Origin of the sequence: Methylobacterium sp. E-016 (genome assembly GCF_022829745.1) — a bacterium.
Taxonomy (GTDB): domain Bacteria; phylum Pseudomonadota; class Alphaproteobacteria; order Rhizobiales; family Beijerinckiaceae; genus Methylobacterium.
Window position 1 is genome coordinate 1 of record NZ_JAKSYF010000143.1, and the last position, 14991, is coordinate 14991.

26 protein-coding genes are annotated in these 14991 nt (G+C 68.8%); 13 read left to right on the top strand and 13 right to left on the bottom strand.

The genetic code is table 11. The features are described from left to right. Nucleotides 1–607, top strand: a 607-nt coding sequence (locus tag MKK68_RS21140; protein ID WP_244032851.1) for an MBL fold metallo-hydrolase, incomplete at its 5' end; no start/stop codon positions are given. A 166-nt stretch (nt 608–773) separates the two neighbouring features. Here the strand turns inward: MKK68_RS21140 and MKK68_RS21145 are convergent. Continuing rightward, nucleotides 774–941 carry a hypothetical protein gene (locus MKK68_RS21145; RefSeq protein ID WP_313899238.1) on the bottom strand — a complete coding sequence of 56 codons (168 nt, stop codon included), beginning with the start codon at nt 939–941 and terminating at the stop codon, nt 774–776. A gap of 232 nt (nt 942–1173) precedes the next feature. On the opposite strand from MKK68_RS21145, the gene MKK68_RS21150 reads away from it, so the two are divergent. Then, nucleotides 1174–1701, top strand: a complete 528-nt coding sequence (locus tag MKK68_RS21150) for a hypothetical protein (protein ID WP_244032852.1) — start codon at nt 1174–1176, stop codon at nt 1699–1701. A 343-nt stretch (nt 1702–2044) separates the two neighbouring features. Next, entirely contained in the window at nt 2045–2284 is a 240-nt protein-coding gene (locus tag MKK68_RS21155; protein ID WP_244032853.1) for a hypothetical protein, read from the top strand. Between the two features lie 157 nt (nt 2285–2441). Here MKK68_RS21155 and MKK68_RS21160 read toward each other — a convergent pair whose 3' ends face one another. The 3 genes from MKK68_RS21160 to MKK68_RS21170 all read right to left on the bottom strand — a co-directional run bounded on the left by MKK68_RS21160 (nt 2442) and on the right by MKK68_RS21170 (nt 4314). Continuing rightward, nucleotides 2442–3050 (bottom strand): hypothetical protein, encoded by a 609-nt coding sequence (locus MKK68_RS21160; protein WP_244032854.1) that lies wholly within the window; start codon nt 3048–3050, stop codon nt 2442–2444. Between the two features lie 89 nt (nt 3051–3139). Next, nucleotides 3140–3589 carry a nucleotide-binding protein gene (locus MKK68_RS21165; RefSeq protein WP_244032855.1) on the bottom strand — a complete coding sequence of 150 codons (450 nt, stop codon included), beginning with the start codon at nt 3587–3589 and terminating at the stop codon, nt 3140–3142. Between the two features lie 26 nt (nt 3590–3615). Next, the gene (locus MKK68_RS21170; RefSeq protein ID WP_244032856.1) at nt 3616–4314 is read right to left on the bottom strand and encodes a hypothetical protein; all 699 of its coding nucleotides are present in this window, start codon (nt 4312–4314) and stop codon (nt 3616–3618) included. Between the two features lie 152 nt (nt 4315–4466). On the opposite strand from MKK68_RS21170, the gene MKK68_RS21175 reads away from it, so the two are divergent. From MKK68_RS21175 to MKK68_RS21215, 9 genes are all read left to right on the top strand, one after another. Then, nucleotides 4467–4640: a hypothetical protein gene (locus MKK68_RS21175; protein ID WP_244032857.1), complete on the top strand. Its 174-nt coding sequence runs from the start codon at nt 4467–4469 to the stop codon at nt 4638–4640. A 67-nt stretch (nt 4641–4707) separates the two neighbouring features. Then, nucleotides 4708–5163: a hypothetical protein gene (locus MKK68_RS21180; protein ID WP_244032858.1), complete on the top strand. Its 456-nt coding sequence runs from the start codon at nt 4708–4710 to the stop codon at nt 5161–5163. A gap of 435 nt (nt 5164–5598) precedes the next feature. Further along, the gene (locus tag MKK68_RS21185; RefSeq protein WP_244032859.1) at nt 5599–6132 is read left to right on the top strand and encodes a hypothetical protein; all 534 of its coding nucleotides are present in this window, start codon (nt 5599–5601) and stop codon (nt 6130–6132) included. Continuing rightward, nucleotides 6132–6350: a hypothetical protein gene (locus MKK68_RS21190; protein ID WP_244032860.1), complete on the top strand. Its 219-nt coding sequence runs from the start codon at nt 6132–6134 to the stop codon at nt 6348–6350. The genes MKK68_RS21185 and MKK68_RS21190 overlap by 1 nt, the downstream gene beginning before the upstream one ends. Then, a complete protein-coding gene (locus MKK68_RS21195) occupies nt 6347–6577 on the top strand; it encodes a hypothetical protein (protein WP_244032861.1) in 231 nt (76 codons plus the stop codon). Before MKK68_RS21190 ends, MKK68_RS21195 begins: the two co-directional genes overlap by 4 nt. A 208-nt stretch (nt 6578–6785) precedes the next feature. Then, nucleotides 6786–7331: a hypothetical protein gene (locus MKK68_RS21200; protein WP_244032862.1), complete on the top strand. Its 546-nt coding sequence runs from the start codon at nt 6786–6788 to the stop codon at nt 7329–7331. A gap of 117 nt (nt 7332–7448) precedes the next feature. Continuing rightward, a complete protein-coding gene (locus MKK68_RS21205; protein WP_244032863.1) occupies nt 7449–7850 on the top strand; it encodes a hypothetical protein in 402 nt (133 codons plus the stop codon). A 48-nt stretch (nt 7851–7898) separates the two neighbouring features. After that, nucleotides 7899–8177 (top strand): hypothetical protein, encoded by a 279-nt coding sequence (locus tag MKK68_RS21210; RefSeq protein WP_244032864.1) that lies wholly within the window; start codon nt 7899–7901, stop codon nt 8175–8177. Nucleotides 8178–8186: 9 nt separating this feature from the next. After that, nucleotides 8187–8441 carry a hypothetical protein gene (locus MKK68_RS21215; RefSeq protein ID WP_244032865.1) on the top strand — a complete coding sequence of 85 codons (255 nt, stop codon included), beginning with the start codon at nt 8187–8189 and terminating at the stop codon, nt 8439–8441. Between the two features lie 31 nt (nt 8442–8472). On the opposite strand, the gene MKK68_RS21220 is transcribed toward MKK68_RS21215, so the two are convergent. After that, nucleotides 8473–9054 carry a metallophosphoesterase family protein gene (locus MKK68_RS21220; RefSeq protein ID WP_244032866.1) on the bottom strand — a complete coding sequence of 194 codons (582 nt, stop codon included), beginning with the start codon at nt 9052–9054 and terminating at the stop codon, nt 8473–8475. Between the two features lie 294 nt (nt 9055–9348). Next, nucleotides 9349–9615, bottom strand: a complete 267-nt coding sequence (locus tag MKK68_RS21225) for a hypothetical protein (protein WP_244032867.1) — start codon at nt 9613–9615, stop codon at nt 9349–9351. A gap of 65 nt (nt 9616–9680) precedes the next feature. On the opposite strand from MKK68_RS21225, the gene MKK68_RS21230 reads away from it, so the two are divergent. Next, a complete protein-coding gene (locus MKK68_RS21230) occupies nt 9681–9890 on the top strand; it encodes a hypothetical protein (RefSeq protein WP_244032868.1) in 210 nt (69 codons plus the stop codon). Here the strand turns inward: MKK68_RS21230 and MKK68_RS21235 are convergent. From MKK68_RS21235 to coaD, 7 genes are all read right to left on the bottom strand, one after another. Next, nucleotides 9857–11347, bottom strand: a complete 1491-nt coding sequence (locus MKK68_RS21235) for an integrase family protein (RefSeq protein ID WP_244032869.1) — start codon at nt 11345–11347, stop codon at nt 9857–9859. The genes MKK68_RS21230 and MKK68_RS21235 overlap by 34 nt on opposite strands. 258 nt (nt 11348–11605) lie before the next feature. After that, complete coding sequence (locus MKK68_RS21240) at nt 11606–11881, bottom strand: hypothetical protein (RefSeq protein ID WP_243935174.1); 276 nt, start codon at nt 11879–11881, stop codon at nt 11606–11608. Nucleotides 11882–12321: 440 nt separating this feature from the next. Then, nucleotides 12322–12534, bottom strand: coding sequence for a hypothetical protein (locus tag MKK68_RS21245; RefSeq protein ID WP_244032870.1), 213 nt, complete (start codon nt 12532–12534; stop codon nt 12322–12324). A 42-nt stretch (nt 12535–12576) separates the two neighbouring features. After that, complete coding sequence (locus MKK68_RS21250) at nt 12577–13035, bottom strand: peptidylprolyl isomerase (protein ID WP_147841843.1); 459 nt, start codon at nt 13033–13035, stop codon at nt 12577–12579. 70 nt (nt 13036–13105) lie between these two features. Then, nucleotides 13106–13603 carry a hypothetical protein gene (locus tag MKK68_RS21255; RefSeq protein WP_147726644.1) on the bottom strand — a complete coding sequence of 166 codons (498 nt, stop codon included), beginning with the start codon at nt 13601–13603 and terminating at the stop codon, nt 13106–13108. 6 nt (nt 13604–13609) lie between these two features. After that, on the bottom strand, nt 13610–14158 hold the full coding sequence (locus MKK68_RS21260) for a peptidylprolyl isomerase (protein ID WP_147841844.1): 549 nt from the start codon (nt 14156–14158) through the stop codon (nt 13610–13612). 31 nt (nt 14159–14189) lie between these two features. Then, nucleotides 14190–14693: a pantetheine-phosphate adenylyltransferase gene (gene coaD / locus MKK68_RS21265; RefSeq protein WP_147726647.1), complete on the bottom strand. Its 504-nt coding sequence runs from the start codon at nt 14691–14693 to the stop codon at nt 14190–14192. Between the last annotated feature and the right edge of the window lie 298 nt (nt 14694–14991).

Below are 14991 nucleotides of genomic sequence, written 5' to 3' on the forward strand. Positions count from 1 at the left end.
CAACGACCAGTTGGCAGGGTTGGACCGGGTGACCGCGGCACTGGCGGGGGAAGGCGTGGGGGCGGGGCACGTCGAGACGATCTGGCGCAGCCATGTGCACGCCGACCATGCCGGCGGTCTCTTGACGTCGGACCGCCTCGCGCGTTTCGCAAACGCGGAACTCGTGCTGCAGGAGCGTGAGGTGGCTTACTGGTCGGATGCGGCAGCCAGAGCCTCCGCTCCGGTTCCATTGAGCCCGATGTTCGAGACCGCACAGGCGGTGCTGGCGGCCTATCCTGACAGGATCCGGCGTGTCTCCGGCGAGGCGGAGCTCGCACCGGGTATCCGTGCGCTGCCGCTGCCCGGCCATACGCCGGGACATATGGGCGTCTTGATCGCGGACGGCTCCGACCGCCTGCTGATCTGGGGCGATATCGTCCACTCGCGGATCCTACAGATGCCGCATCCGGATTGGACGGTGATCTGGGACACCGATCCAGCGGAAGCGATCACGACGCGACGGCGCATCCTCGACCGTGCGGCAGTAGACGGCTTGAGGGTGACCGGGATGCACCTCGCCACAAGTGGAAGGATCGAGCGTGCGGATGCGGGTTACGCACTGGTCTAGCAGCACCGCAACTAGGGGACCGCGGATGTCCGCTTTCGAGGTCTCTTCAATGGACAATTGGCGACCGCATCGGGTCGACATCAGCCTGTCCGCTCCGTGATCGGGACAGGCGGGGAGCGGACAGTCCGCTTCCGCGCTGCCGTCGCAATAAGCAGATGATGCTGCATCACGCCGTTCCATAGGCGTAGTCCGTTGCTTCCAGGCCGGCGATGAGATCCCTGCCTTCCGGGTGCCAGCCGAGCCAGGCCCGCGTCAGCGTGCTCGACGCAGGCATGTCCGCGTCGGCGCACGCCGCAAGCCATCCGAAATGCTCGGCCGCCGCCTCGGGCGCCACGTTGTGGTCGTCGCTCCAGCGGGACCTGGATCGCGAAAAACCCGTACGTACTGGGCGACCTTGTCCGGGTCCCAGGGTCGTCGACAGTCGCGCGTGGTTTCGTTGGATTCATCAGCCGTACGTACACGTCTGATGCTGAGGACCCGGCCGTCGACATCGCCTCGGCGGCCCTTTTGCCCTTTACTTACGACGGCTAGCCCGCCAGACGCAGAAGGGTACGTACAGCGCCCTGGTGGCCTACAACGTGGGCGACGTCGTCCAGGTCGCCTCAGGCGAGCGCTTCCAATTGGTCGATCCCGCCCCGGCCAAGTCGACGCCGGGCGCGCCGATCCTCGATGCCACCGGCAGCCCCGTCCTGAAGAACGGCCAACTGGAATTCCCCTGGGGACAGATTACCGTAAGCGCCATCGAGGCCTTCAACTTCAGCGTCAGCGGGAAGCCGCCGGTGTCGACGGTGATCCTGCGCCGCATGTGCAGCCGGGTCGGCTACATCGGGGCCAACCAGATCGGGTCGACCGCGTTCGACGGTTCGACCGCGAAGGTGGTGACGGCCCCGGCAGCGGCGGTAACCCTTAGCCTGGCGCTGAACGGCACCGTGATCGGGACCGTGGCGTTCGCGGTCGGGAGCAAGACCGCCACGTTCACGACCACCGGCAGGAACACGGTTTTCACGACCCCGGGGGACGTCCTGACGCTCACGACTTCGGGCACTCAGGACACTGCCCTCGCCGACCTGGTGGGGTTCATCTCGGTCCACTGATCTGGCGCACGAACATCGCGGACTTCCCGTTACGAAATGCGGATTCCCCGTTACAGTCCTTAGGAGTAACGGGGCGCTACCACCCATACGAACACCACACCTGCAGGCCCTTTCAAAAGCTGAGGGTCGGCGCAGTCGGGCCCAGGGTATCCTTAACCACGGCGGGAATCGCAGCTTCACGGCGGGAATCGCAGCTTTACGCCGATTCCACGAGCTGAGATCGTCATCCTCGCCAGCCCGAGGAGATGCCCCAATGTCGATCAGCGCCCACAACGTCGCCTCGTGCGGAGATGGCCTCGCATACGGCCTGGCAGGCGTTCTCGCGACTGCTCGGAAGGATCGGGTGATCGCACAGGCGCAGGCCGACGAGGCTCAAGCTGCCCGGAACCTCGGCGCCGTCGAGCGCGTCCGCCGGGTCGTCGAGAGCCTCAAGCGCCTCGTCCTCACGACGCAGGTGGAGAACTCCGCCCTCGTGAACGAGAACGCCGCGCTCCGGGCCGAACTCGCCCGCGCCAACGCCCGCGCTGTTCGGAGCGAGGCCATGATCCTGGCTCTCGGGCAGGCCCGTCGCCGGGCGGCATGACGTACGCATCTCGTATGCTTCCGTGTGTGCACAGGGAAAGGCGCAACGGTTATTTTGGGTTATCCATAGGTTTCAGTGTCGCACCCTGCCGCAGGCAAAAAGAAGCCCGCCTCCGGTCTCCCGGGGCGGGCTTCTTCGTGTCCGAGGATGTGAGCGATCAGGCCGGAGCGTAGGCGCGCGCCTTCTCCTCGGCCTCCTGGACGAGCTCGGCAAAAACCTCGTCGATCAAGGTCTGGTGCTCGTCGGGGGTCGGCTCGGGCTCGGCCCTGACGACCCGGCCCCTGTAGTGGACCTGCCCGTCGACGATGGAAAACGCGTTCGACGGGGGCGGCGCCTTGCAGATCGGGAAGGCGTTGATCGGCATGAGGCCGCTCATGTGGCCCTCGACCCGGGTCGGGCCGTGCATGATGAGGCGGTGGCAGTCGGAATCTGAGAGACCGGCCAGCCAGGCCTGCGTGGTCACGTCGAGATGCCTGATCCGCGGTGCGGGGTGCGTGCCGACGCGGCTCATCGCGTAGTCGACGGCGAGCTGGCCCGGCCGGTGCTCGGGGGCCACGTCGGCCTTGCCCGGCCGCGGCAGGCCGGTGGGCTGGGCGGTGTCGGCGATGTCATCGAGGGCGGCCTCGACATCGGCATGTGCGCCGACGGGCGGTGCGAACGCCGACCGGACCGACCTCAGGACCCATTTTCCGGATTCGAGGACGACCTGAAGGACGGTGGCCATGGCGGCCATCATGAGAGCGATGAGACGGGCTATCTTGCGCATGGTGTGGGGTGATCCTTCCTTGGGGGTGACGCCTTCCATTGTCCCGGCGCCGACGCATGGCACCAGGGCGTACGTACGGAGACGGTCGCCTAGTCGAGCGAGGTGATGGCCGGGAGGTGCTGCCACGTCCGAGAGGTCTCATCGAAGGCCAGGCCGCTATAGCAATCGCGGGCTGACGCACCCGGGACGTATTGCCACCACATCCTCCAGGCGCCCCGCTCTCCCTCAAGCCGGACCTCGGCGATGCCGCCGTCGTAAGCCTCCAGGACGGCGAGGACTTCACCGTCGCGCCGGACGGTTTCATGCACCCCGGCGATGGGGAATGGGTGCCCGGCGAACCAACCCTCCCGCAGGAAACGGATCACCTCATCGGCCAGGTCGTCGTCACGACCATGGACGATCGTGACCCGGGTAGGCTTCCGGACTTCAGCGCCTGGTTTCGGCGGGTACCACCCCGCCGGTATGGGGTCGCCATCCTGCCAGCTGTCGTACCACCAGGCGGCTTCCGCCGGGGCGGCCAGCAGATCGAGCAGGTTCATCTGCCGAGGGTCTACGCGGCGAGCCATCAGACTGCCCCCATCTCGAAGACGCGCGCCCGAAGCTCCGGGGTAAGCTGGCGCCGGTGGGGATAGACAGCCTGCAGCGCATGAGCGGCCTGGGCCTGATCGAGGACCTCCAGGCTGGCGAGGACGTGCCCGACATGGCTGTGGGCGGCGGACCACCCGATCCCGTTCCGATGCGCCGCGTGGTCCTGATCACTCAGGAACCGGCAGGCCTCGTGGACGGCGACGCGGATCTCCAGGATACTAGCGCGCTCCCACCACTCGGATTGAGTGAGCGCATCTAGCCGGGCGGTGATCTGCTCGATGAGGAGCTCGACCTCGGCGACGAGCTCGCGGGCGATGCCGGCATCCCTGACGGACGGGCGGTCCCCGATCAGGCTCTCGGCGAGCGCCCGCTTCCGCTTGTTCCAGGCCCACTTCTTCTCGACGAGGCAGGCCTGCAGCGCGGCGATGTCGGCTGCCCGCGGCGCCCCGTTGGCCAGCCACTCGTTATCGGCGGCCTGAACCGCGGCGACGCGGGCCTGCTCGCGCACGGCATCGCCGGCATCCACCGCGGCCTCGGCGACCGCCACCGCGGCGAGGACGGGGACGCCGTCGCCGAGGCGATCAGGCACGTAGACATGGTCTTGCTCGAAACGGCGCGCTGGGCGGTTCAGCGCCTCGACGCGGCCCTCGTAGAATCCCGCTCGGCGCCCCCGCATGTCATCGTGGCGACGAGGCCGTCGACGCTGGCAGAGCATCATGCCGCTGTCGTCGCCGCGCTGGACAGCGACGAGCCGTGGCCCCTCCCGCCGAAGGGCCGCCCTCCGCTCCCGGGACTGCGCACGCCCCTTCCGTCTATCCCGAGGCGGCCATGAAGAAGATCGCCAAGGCCCCGAAGCCGGTCGCATCGTCCCGCCTGCGGGTGGTCGCCATCGATGCCGAGCAGGATGGCGGATCGTTCCGGATGGTCATTTTCAAGGCTGAAGGCGCGGCCGCCGTCGAGGCAGGCATGCGCCTGGTCAAGGTCGCCCTCGACCGACCCTGAGATCCCCGTCGCCGCGCCCGGGGACAGGGGCGCCACCCATCAGCCCCCTTCATCAGTGGACAGGCCAATGAGCGAGAACTGGACCCTTGCCGGCATCAGGGTGGGCATGCCGACCATCGATACCATCGACGACCGCACGACGGTCCGCGTGACCGCAAGAGCTCTCATGGTGCAGGAGGACCGTCCGCGGAATGCCTTCGGCCGACAGGAGATCCGGGCCGGCGGATACGACGAGGCGCTGGATGCCACCGTCGTCCTGACGGACGAGGACGGTGACCTTCCTGACGAACGGCTCGAAGCGTCCGACGTGAAGGTGCTCGTCACCCGCATAATCGACCGCGCCATCGTCGAGGCCCGCGAGGCGGCGAGGGCCCTGATCGAGGCACTGGCCGCCGAGCCGCCGGCGCCGACGTTCGATACGGCCGCTCTCCGGGCAGCCTACCGTCTCGGCTACGACCGCGGCGCCTGCGAGAACGATGGCGATCCCGCCGGGGATAGCGTGGACAGCGCCCCCTTTCGCTGAGCCGAGGCCCACGACCTCAAGGCGTACCTCGGCGAGGCCGGGGCGGACGTCGCCCTCGATGCCTTCCTTGGGCAGGCGACGACGCCCGTCGCGATCCCCGAATCCGCCTCCGCCTGAAGCCGCCCCGTCGCGCGCCCGGCGGCAGGGGCGCATCCCTGGCCATCCCACTCACAGAAAGGAGCGCCTCGTGCGCACGGAAGAGCAGACGTCCCTCGAAGTCATCGAGACCGCCCTTGATAGGGCTTACGCCTTTGGAGAGCGTGGGCCTCGCAAAGGGTTCTGGTTCCATGGAGCCGGCGCGGCAAAAGAAATGGTTTTCAGTCTCACAAGGCAGGGTTCACCATCGTGCCGCACTCGGGACACGTCGTGCTCCGAAATTGCGCGTGCTGCTGCGACCAGCCGACGGTCCCGCCGGATTGCCCCGCCTGTAAGGGCGTGGGCGGCTTCCCGACGCCGTTCGGCGCCACGGTCGTTACCGGGAACGCCTTGCTCGTCTATGGCGGGCTCGTGCACGCCGACGGCAAGGTCACCCCGCTCGGCAAGGCCGCCATGGACGCCGGCGTGGTCGCCATCGGGGAGAGGCCGCTGGTGCCGGGCAGGTCGTATGAGCTCCCCCACGGTACCGAGCTCCGGTGGCCCGATCCGAAGGGCGGCCCGATCAAGCCCCCGGAGCTCTACGCCCTGACGCCGAAGGCCGAGGCGGCGATCCAGGCGTTCGTCGAATCCGTGCCGCTGACGCAGTCCGCCGTTTCGGCCGGGAGCGACGCCTTGGAGCGAGAGATCGACTACAGCTTCGCCGAGCCCCTCGATGCCATCCCCGACGAGGTCTCCGATCTGAGGACCCAGGCCGTCCGGGACGTCATCGCGGCAAACCGGCTGCTCGCCCAGGCGGTGGAGGTCCTCGGGCCCGAGGCCGTCGACCTGATGATGCACCACATCGCTCCGCCGGACCTGGAGGCGGCCGCCTGATGCCGCGGAACCCGGGAGGCGGGTACGCCCTCGTATGCCGGGAGACGCACGCCATCGTCTCCCGGCACCGGAGCCTCGACTACGCGCGGGCCGCCTGGCGGGCCCGCGCGTACCCCGGCGGAAACACCTCGCGCCCCCTCACGCCGTGGGCGCGCCGGCACTTCATCATCGGCCTCGCCATGGCCCTGGCCCAGGCCCCGAGCGAGGACGTCGCGTGACCGTGGTCGCCTTCCCCCGCCGCCTGTCGCCGGTCGTCCTCGGGGCGTGCCGTGGGGTCCACGCCGTGGCGCCCCTGCCGGAAGCCGGACCGCCCCCGGCCGAGGGGCTCTCCCTGCGCGGGGTCCTGATCGGGCAGGCCCGAGCCCTGGCGGAGAGCGTCGAGGCCGAGGCCCCGAGGCTGATGGAATGCGTGCGACACCAGGGTATCTCGGCAAGATCTCGTTAACCACTTTCGAGGCCTCTACTTGCAGGTAGGGCGACTAGGTGGCAGAATGCCATTAACTACAGCATGCCATCATGCTGGCTTCTTGCGATTAGCTTGGGGTACCTCTTGCTGATGCCGCCCACGGGCCGCACCACAGGAGAACGCCTACATGGCGAAGACGAAGACGCCTCCGGGCATGCAGACCGTCACGATCCCCGAGGGGCACCTCGTGATCTCCCCGGCGACGATGGTGGCGCTGACCGAGCCGTTCGCGATCCACCTGCGGAATTCGGCGATCATCAACACGGACATGCAGATCGGCATGTCCGTCGATGAGTCGATGGAGTGGATCCAGGACCGGGTCGACGATTTCGACTACGTCGTCTGCTTCCACACGAATTTCGAGGATCTCTCGACGCTCAAGTGGATCAAGGGCAAGGAGATGGCGGAGGAGAAGCAGTTGCGCTTCACCCCGTCCGATCTGACGACGTGCTTCTACCTGCCGACGGCGAGCCTGGCCCATGCCATGCTCGTCGGGTTCGGCGAGGGGGCTGATGCGGACTGCGCGCGTCAGGAGGCCATTGCGGAAGACGGACCGGATGAAGTCTCGTTCTGCCGCACCCACGTCACCTTTCCGAAGCTCTTCGAGTTCCAGGGCCAGCAGCCTTCGAGCCGAACGCACGAGCTCATTATGCCCGACGCGGGCCTGGGGCCCCATCACCTGAAGAACGCCATGCGGCGCCGGGCGCGACAGCTATTGAGGGCCATCGCCTAGAGCGCCGGCCCGAAAATAAATCACGAAACCCCGGCCCGAGCCATTGTGGCATTCGGGCCGGGGGGTATCCTTGCCTTCGAGCCGGTTCCGCCGCTCAGCCTCAGGGAAACCTCCGCCATGACCAAGTTCACCGCCCGCTTCTCTAAGCCCGCCCGCCCCCTCACGCGCCGTGAGCGCGAGGACCTCGCGGACGCCCTCTACCGCCGCCGCGCCGAGGCCCGCCTCCTGACCTGCCGTGTCGTCGATTCGCAGTGGGAGCCGATCGCTCCGGACCTCGATCTCATCGTCACCGCGCACACCCTGGAGGAGGCCCGCCACGTCTGGGAGCGCTGGGCCACCGACGTCGCCGGCGCCGAGGGCAAGGTCCAGTTGGCGATCACCTATACGGCCCCGGCGATCTCCTCTCGCTCGCGCCCGAAGGAAGTCACCTCGGGCTACCAGGTCGATCTCGATAGGTTGGCCTTCGAGGACGAGTATGACGCCGCCATCGACCTTGAGACCTCAACCTCGATGTTCTGAAACCAAGCCGGGCCGGTTCCGCCGCCCGCACGAAGGGAAACCACGTCCATGTCCATGACCACCACCGCCGCCCTGACCCGCCGCCGCTACGAGGCCGAGGCCGCCGTCGCCGAGGCCAAGGTCGCCGCCCAGGTCGTCCTCGACTTCGCCCCGGGACCCGACACCGACGTCGTCGTGGCTGCCCGTGTCGCCGCCCGGCGCGCCGCCAGCCTCGCCCTGGCGATGGTCGAGGTCTGGGCCGAGGAGGAGCGGGACCGTGCCGAGGCGGCCTTGCTCGGCGAGGGCGACGCCGAGGCCTGCCACGCCGTCCTTGCCTTCGAGTTTTGAGAGCCCGCCATGCTGACGCCCGACCTCCTCCGCCGCGCTGGCGAGACCCTTTTCGGGGACGAGGAATGGCGACACGCCCTGGCGCGGCTCCTCGGCGAGCATCACCCCGACGGGCCCAGGGATACGATGGACCCCCGCCGGGTGGCGCGGTGGGCCCAAGGTCAGCGCGAAATCCCGCCCTGGGTTGGGCCGCTCCTCGCCCGGCTCCTCCGGGAGCGGGCCGCGGACGCCTCGGAGATCGCCCGGGACATCGAGACCACATAGTGAAAGGGCCCGGAGTGATCCGGGCCCTTTCTCATTCCGCGGCGTCGTCGGCCTCGATGCGCTGCTCCTCGGGCGCCGTTGGCGTGGCGGCGAGGCGTTCCCGGATCTCCGGCAGGCTCACCGGCCGGTAGGCCCAGGCGTCCACGCCGACGTCGCAGGACCTGCTCGTCCCAGGGAGCTTGCCGTGGGAATGCCCATAGAGGTGGAGGGCCCCCCGCCATGCCCCGGACCAGGTCCGCATCGCGTAGTGGCAGAGGACGAGGCGGGTACCATCGACATGGACGGTCCGGAGCATCTCCGGCGGGCTCGCCCAGCCCAGCGCCAGATGCCGCGGCTTGTCGTGGTTCCCAATCACGAGATGGAAATTGCCCTTCAGGCGGGAGAAGATCTCCTGGCACCGCTCGGCCGAGGCGTTCATCGCGAAGTCGCCCAGGTGGAAGACCTCGTCGCCGGGACGGACGACGCTGTTGTGGGCGTAGACGAGGTCGTCGTCATGCGCGCCGATGTCGTCCCAGGGGCGGTTCTCCATCTTGAGAACGCCGCGGTGGCCGTAGTGCGTGTCGGCCGTGAACCAGGTGCGGTGGGACGAGAACGTCTGGCGAGTGGTCTTCATGATGGCAGCCTCCGTGGAGGGGGGCTGCGCGCGCACGGCGTCACGCCCCCGGGGGGATCTCGGTTTGGTGGGTGGCGCGTATTCGTTTCATCGGTGCCTCTAGGGCCGGGTGAGTCGTCACGATCGCAGCTCCGGATTCCCACGGTCAAGGTGACCCTGGGCTCGTCGTGATCGCATGGTGAAGGAAGGCCTAACGGGCCTGGCAGGACAGCGTGGAGTTCCTCGACCGATGGCCCGGCCTTGGGGAAGTTTTGCAGGTCACCTCCATGCGCATAAGGAAGCCGGATTAGCGTTTCACCGGTCCGGCGGCCGCCCGTGCCGGAGGTCCTCGAACGACGCCCTGCACCAGGGGAGATACTGGCTCGGCCCGCGCAGGCCCCACGCCTTCGGCCTCGGGCATCCGGCGGTGATGAGCCGGATCGCGGCATCGAGGCTGGCCCCGGGCCCGAGGCGGGCCTGCATCCGCTCGACGCAGTAATCCCCCCGCCGGTGAGGGCACCATGAGCACGCGACGCGCACGCGCCGGTAGGGGAAATCCCGGAGGGTGCGAGGTTCGCGCATCCCGTCCTTGCCCCCGTTGAACCGTTCCGTATGTTCCCTATCTGTTCTCAAGGATGGAGGGGTCAATGCTGAGCTACGAGGATCTGCGGGACGCGGCGGCCGGCGAGGAGCGGGACGCGTTGATGCGCGCCTTCGCCGAGGACCTGGCGGAGGCCTCCGGACGCGGCCGCTGCAAGCCCGGATTCGTGCGGGCCGAGCGCCCGGCGGACGTGGCGCGGGCTCTCGGCCGGGAAAGGCGGGATCAGGCCCCGAGGCGCGCCAGCTCCGCCTCGTAGGCCTCCAGGACCGCACGGACCCACAGCGTCATCCCCTCGGCTTTTAGGTCGAGGCGTTGGCTGTGAATGTAGTGGCGCAGCGTGATTGCGGATGCGAGCTCGCGCTCCGCGTCTGCCCCGGTCCTTGATGCCGATGCCTTGTGGGCGAGGATCGCGCTGCCCGCGCCGCCCAACTTCTCTAGGTCGAGGAACGTGCCCAAGGTTCGCCGGACGTCGTGCGGCGTCCACGGCCTGATGCCATTGGCGGCGAACAGGTCGGCCTCCGGACGACCGGTGACTTTGCCGGCGCGGCCGCCCTTGGGGTCGCCCTGAAGCCTCCCGAAAAGCTGCGTGATCACGGTCGGCGTGACGCTCTTGCCCTCGATGCGGGACGGGAACAGGAACGGCGACGCCCGGTCCACCGGGAATCTGGCGAGAACCTCCAGGGCCTCGGGCGGGACCGGGATGGCGTGCGGCCGGGCCGATTTGCCGCCCTTCATCTCGCCCTCGGTCCAGGTCCAAATTTGCCAGCCCGGCCGCTCCGGCCATGCCCGGGTCGTCGCCCGCCGCGTCCCCGTCAGGGCGCCCGCCCTCTGGCCGGTGAGCACGATTCCAAACAGGGCCGCGAGGGCACCGTTCGAGGTTTCCTTCGCCGTCCCGCCGAGTGACCGGTGGCGTTCGGCGATCAGCAGGGTGCGGGCGAGCTCCTCCAGCGTCGGCGTGTGTTCCCTTGGGACCGAGGCCCACTCCACGTTCAGCCCGTCCCGCCACCAGGGATAGGGCGTCGAGGATAGCCCGGACAGGATCGGTTCGTTCCGCTTGGCCCAATCCAAGGCCGCCTTGATCGCCTCGACGGTGTCGGCGGCCGCGCTCGTGGTCCGCTCTTGCGCCACGCGATTGCGCACGCGCAGGAGATCCTCCTGGGTCAAGTCGGCGACCGGGACGGAGGCGAGGTCGCCCTCGGCCGCCCGGCGCAGGTGCTTCTCGAACTGGCCGGCCCATCGCGGCCGCAAGGTCGGCAGCTTCCTCTCCAGGAACAGGTCGACAAGGTCGCCCCACTGCCACGGCCCGTCCCGGCGCCGCTCCTCAGCCGAGGGGACGGGGAGCAGTTGCGCGAACGCGGCATCCCGGGCGACGGACGGGTCCATGCCGCGCCGATGGCCCTCGCTCCAGATCTTCAGGTTGACCTTCGACGGAACGCGTCCCGCCCGCAGGTCAACGCGGGAGCGCTGGGCCGCCTCCCGGGCCGCCGCCACGGGCAGGTCCATGTCACCGAGGCGGACGGTGCGGGTCTCGGTCTTGAGGTACCAGGCCCCCCCGGCCTTGCCGACGCGCAGCACGAGGCCGCGCTCCCCCTCATCGGCCCACTCATGGCCGCGGCCCTCGATCCGGCCCGAGGCGAGCAGCTTCCTGGCGGCCTCGACGTGACGTGCGGTGAGCCTCGCGCGTTCGCGCGTCCATGTGTTCGTGCTGGCCATCCGATCCCCGGGGCGTGATACCAGCCCGATACCAGCCAGTCCGGGAAACCCTTGGCAAGGGTCCCCGACTGCGTAAGCGGTCAATTCTATCCTGTTTTCCAATGGGTTGTCGAACGGTGGAGAATGTCAGGGACTGGGGGCGAAACCTTGCGCGTCAGCCTTCCAAGCTGAATACCCGGGTTCGATTCCCGGTACCCGCTCCACCCCTTCTGTAGATCATGCCGACGGTCGCGACGCCTGCCATTTACGGTTCGGGCGCTACCAGGTGACTGCGTTGAAGCGCTCGATCAGGCGCGGGCCGTCCCAGACCTCGATCACCCGGCCTTCGGCAAGCGCGAGCGCCTGCGCGATGGCTTCGTCGTCGCCGAATGCCGGCAACGGGTGAAGGCTCTTCGCGCCGTCGCGGGCGGTGATGACCGCGTGATAGCGCGGACCTGCGGGGGACGCCCTGCGGCTGCGGGCGATCGCGACCGGCGCCTGCAAGGTTTCGTCCTGGATCGCCTCGCTCACGCCCGTATCCCGCTTCTCGGCCATCCGGTGTGTTCTTGCTCGCGCATGGCCATGGACGACATCGTGTCGATCCGCGTCCGCACCCGCGAGCGCCGGCCTCGGCACGATGGCTCCGCGGCGGAAGAGATCAACGCGCCAACCGTGACGTGTTCGAATGACGGGCGAGCGCAACCGTCACGCTAAGTTGCCGGCGCAAGACCGACACCAACATGGGTTAAATTCGCCGCGCGTTCTGGGTGCGCGCCAGCGACCCGGACGACGCCGAGCGAGCGGTCCCGCCCAAGCATCGCTACGGCGAGCGATGCGACCGCCTTCGGGGCGCAGACGGGTTCGTGACGAGTCCGGCCACCGTGTCGAGCCCGATGACGAGCGGGATCGGGCGATCGCCGATCGAGCAACCGCCGGCGGGGCCATGACGCTGCAAGCGGACGGCTCGATCCTGGCATAGCACCGTCGCGAATGGCTCAGCCGAATTGCATGATCCGGCATTCGGGGAGGGGGTGCGGGTAGGGCGTCGGCGCCTCCCGATCTTTCGATCCTCGATCCGATACGGCTGCCGTCGGCAGTTCGCGCTCGACGATCGTCTGCTCGATGGAGGCATGCATCGCCTCCGCCGCGGGCGAGGGATCGACGACTGAAACGGGTATCGCGTGCAGAAAACTTGGGGCGTGGGGCACCGCCCGTCGCCCGGTTCTCGGGGGCGACGGGTGGGTCCGGGTTCAGGCGGCGGCGATGCTCGCCTTGACGATCTTGTCGGGCGAGCGCGGCGGCTCGCCCTTGTTGATCGTGTCGACCACGTCCATGCCTTCGACGACCTTGCCCCAGACGGTGTACTGCTTGTCCAGGAAGCGGGCGTCGTCGAAGCAGATGAAGAACTGCGAGTTCGCCGAGTGCGGGAAGTTGGTGCGCGCCATCGAGCAGGTGCCGCGGGTGTGCGGCTCGGCGTTGAACTCGGCGTTCAGGTCGGGAAGGTCGGAGCCGCCCGAGCCGGTGCCGGTGGGATCGCCGGTCTGCGCCATGAAGCCGTCGATGACGCGGTGGAACGGCACGCCGTCGTAGAAGCCCTGGCCGGCAAGCGTCTTGATGCGCTCGACGTGGTTCGGCGCGAGGTCGGAGCGCAGCGCGACGACGACGCGGCCCTTGGTGGTCTCGAGGACGAGGTTTTCGGTGTCGGCCATGTCGGTCTCCAGGTTGTTCAGGGCGGGGGCGCTGCGCCTGGCTGCGGCGCGGCGGGGTGATCGGTGGCCGTCATCCGGGTCGGTTCGCGGTGACCTTCCGGTAGACGAAACGTAGGGCGACGGGACGCCCGGCGATCGCTCGGCCGAGGCCGGGCGTGATCTGGGCCGGCAGGCAACGGTTCAATCCGTCGATCGTCGCATGCACCAGGGTCGGGCGCGTCTTCGGACCGACGCCCCTCGCATACGTGATCCGCGGCGGCCCGAGCAAGCTTCCGTCGCGCCGGAGCGACAGCCGCGCGGTGATCTCGACGTTCGACGCATCCTCGAGGATGGCGGGCGGGCGCCAGCACGCCGCGAGGGCGGGATAGAGCTCGGCCAGGGTGTTCGGGCGCGGAACCGGCTTCACCGCGAGTGGGACGACGATCGTCGCCCGCAACGTCTGCGGCAGGCTCAGCGGATAGCCGGGGCCTTCGCCGTCGAACGCGTAGCCGTAGAACGGCTGGGCGCCCGCGGCGGCGGGCACGAGGGCGACGAGGAGGGTCGCGGACGCGCGGCGCAGGCCCCGCATCGCCGCTTACTTGGCCTTCTCGGCCAGCTGCATCTTGACGATCTTGTCCGGGTTCTGGACCGCGCCGCCGGCAGCGCCGGGCGCCGCCTTCTTGATCTTGTCGACGGCATCCATGCCGTCGGAGACGAGGCCGACCACGGTGTACTGGCCGTTCAGGAAGGAGGCATCGCCGAGACAGATGAAGAACTGCGAGTTGGCCGAGTTCGGATCCGACGAGCGCGCCATGCCGACGGTGCCGCGGCGGAACTGCGCCGAGGAGAACTCGGCCGGGATGTCGGGCAGGCTCGAGCCGCCGGTGCCGTTGCCCTTCGGGTCGCCGGTCTGGGCCATGAAGCCGTCCATCACCCGGTGGAACTTCAGGCCGTTGTAGAAGCCCTGGGCGATCAGAGTCTTGAGCTGCTTGACGTGCTTGGGCGCGATGTCCGGGCGCAGCTCGATCGTGACGCGGCCGTCCTTGGTGTCGAGGTAGACGGTGTTGGCGTCGGCGGCGCGGGCGGCGGAGGCCCCGAGCGTAAGGGAGAGCGCGAGCGCGAAAACGGCGTTGCGGCGGTTCATGGGGATCGTCTCCTTGAGAAGCGTTGGGGGCTCAGCTGCGGCTCGCGAAGCGGGCCGCGAGGCGTTCGGCCACTTGGGCCGGCACGAAGGGCGAGACGTTGCCGCCCATCGCGGCGATCTGCCGGACGAGCGTCGCGGTGATCGGGCGGACCTGGATCGAGGCCGGCAGGAACACGGTCTGGACTTCGGGCGCCATCGCGCCGTTCATGCCGGCAAGCTGCATCTCATAGTCGAGATCGGTGCCGTCGCGCAGGCCGCGGATGAACAGGCTGGCGCCGCAGCGGCGCGCCGCCGTCACGGCGAGGTCGTCGAAGGTCGCGATCTCCAGCTCCGTCCCCTCGGCGGCGGCGAGCGGCGCGCAGGTCTCGGCGAGCAGCTCGGCCCGCGCCTCGGCAGAGAAGAGCGGGGCCTTGCCGGGATGGACACCGATCGCGATCACGAGGCGCGGCACCAGCCGACAGGCTTGGCGGACGACGTCGAGATGGCCGTTGGTCACCGGATCGAAGGACCCGGCATAGAGCGCGGTGCGGTTCATGCCCGCAACGCCCTAGAGGATTTTCGTGACGAACGGAACCGCCGGCCCCGGCGAATGGACCGCCGGCCGGAAACGCGAGGAAGGGCGGAAGCGCTTCCGCTCCCACCCTTCCGGTCGATCTCGATCGATCCGGGCGGCCCGCCGCCCGGCGCAGATCCTAGTGGTTGAGCCCTGACGGTTGAGTCCGTGTGGGGTTTCGGTTTGCGCCCCATCCTGCGAGTCTGGCGGGATGCGCAGTGGCATCTCTTTCACGCTCTCCACCTCGGATCGCCTTCGGCTCGAAGCACTCGTCGCGGAT